The 1,723-nt window shown below is 58.6% G+C and carries 2 protein-coding genes; one reads left to right on the forward strand and one right to left on the reverse strand.

Annotated elements, in window-relative coordinates:
* Positions 1-174: 174 nt before the first annotated feature.
* A complete protein-coding gene (locus tag OP496_RS17570; protein ID WP_280565190.1) occupies positions 175-1,041 on the reverse strand; it encodes a WYL domain-containing protein in 867 nt (288 codons plus the stop codon).
* Positions 1,042-1,192: 151 nt separating this feature from the next.
* On the opposite strand from OP496_RS17570, the gene cas1f reads away from it, so the two are divergent.
* Positions 1,193-1,723, forward strand: a 531-nt coding sequence (gene cas1f, locus OP496_RS17575) for a type I-F CRISPR-associated endonuclease Cas1f (protein WP_280565192.1), incomplete at its 3' end; no start/stop codon positions are given.

The following is a 1,723-nucleotide window of genomic DNA, read 5'->3' on the forward strand; positions in this document are numbered from 1 at the left end:
AGCTGATTAAAAAATAGGCAATATCGCTGGTGGAAATATGCTGAGCGATTTTGTCCTTTATAAACAAGCGTCTATAATTAGACTGTTCCCCGCAGACGCGGGGATGAACCGCTTTTTCCGCCGATGGGGATAAGGCAAAAAATCCGTTCCCCGCAGGTGTGGATCAACCTTGGCTCAATAAAGCCATTGTCGCAGGGCCTCGCGATTACCAAGGTCGACCTGCTGGGCACGTGGGTCGCCTTCCACATGGCGATGATTGATGCCGTATTCACGCAACACGTATTGGGCCAGCGCGCAGCGGCAGGTGATCTCCAGCACGTGTGCCGTCATGGCATAGTCCTGAGCGATCAGTGTTTGCTCGGCCTCGCTGAGACGTCGGTCGGGGATGATCTCCAGTGTCAGGCGATTCTCCCAGTCCACATCGTTCGCTTGGGCCGCAGCGGGCAATGCATCGCCGATGGCCTCGGGCACACCGCGAAAGCGTGATAGCACGAAATCACGAAAGGCCGCGTTCTTCTCGCAATACGCACGGACGTGCCAGCGTCCTGCGGCATAGACCAGGGTGTGCGGGGCAATGAGCCTGTCCTCGCCTTGGGGTGATGAAAAGCTCGCGTAGACGACCTCCAGGCGTTGCTTTTCACGCGCCGCCGACACGACTGCCCGCACCACCTTCGGCGAGACATCCCGAATCGGCATCGGAACCGATTCCGTATTGGCCGCGCCCAGACCAAGCCCCACGAACTGTGGATTCAAGGCATCGTGCGTGCCGAGCAGGTGCAAATATTCATCCACATGGCCGTGAATGAAATACGGCGTGAAACGCGATGTCGGCACCCAGGCTTTGCGCGACGTATCGTAGGCAAGGTTATCCACCGCGACTTCCTCGCGATAAGTGCGTAGCACCTGTTGGGCCCGGTCCTTGCCCAGTTGAAACGCCTCACGCAGCGCGGCGGCCGTAACGCGCCCCTCCCAGTACGCCAACAGCTCGATCACGTGATAACGCGCCTGCGTGTCCCAGGCGAGCGGCGACGTTTCTTTCATGACGTATCCCCCATGGTCTTGCACTTGTGCAGCCGGCCGGAAAATTCCCCTGGTGTTTTATCCATGGGGTAGTCGGGCTCAATCGACTTTGCTTATATGAGGGTAACAGAGCGTAAGCGGTTGTAGTCGCTACCCCAATGCCGGAGGTTCCATGGATGATTTGTCACCGTCGGATCTAAAAACGATCCTGCACTCCAAACGCGCGAATCTATATTACCTCCAGCATTGCCGGGTCCTGGTCAATGGCGGGCGTGTCGAGTACGTCACCGACGAAGGCAAGCAGTCGCGCTATTGGAACATTCCCATTGCCAATACGACGTCGCTGCTGCTGGGAACGGGCACGTCGATTACCCAGGCCGCCATGCGCGAGCTGGCCAAGGCCGGTGTGCTGGTGGGGTTCTGTGGCGGTGGCGGCACGCCGCTTTTCGCGGCGAACGAAGTCGATGTGGACGTCGCCTGGCTGACGCCGCAGAGCGAATATCGCCCCACCGAGTATATGCAGCATTGGGTGCGCTTCTGGTTCGATGACGACAAGCGCCTCGACGCTGCCCGTGCCTTCCAGATGGCGCGGTTATCGCGCATCGAATCGCTGTGGCAAAGCCGGCCGCTCAAGGAGGCGGGTTTTGACATATCCGCCCAGCATTTGAGTGATGCATTGGCACAACATCGAGAAGCGATTGCC

Origin of the sequence: Chromohalobacter sp. 48-RD10 (genome assembly GCF_029889785.1) — a bacterium.
Taxonomy (GTDB): Bacteria; Pseudomonadota; Gammaproteobacteria; order Pseudomonadales; family Halomonadaceae; genus Chromohalobacter.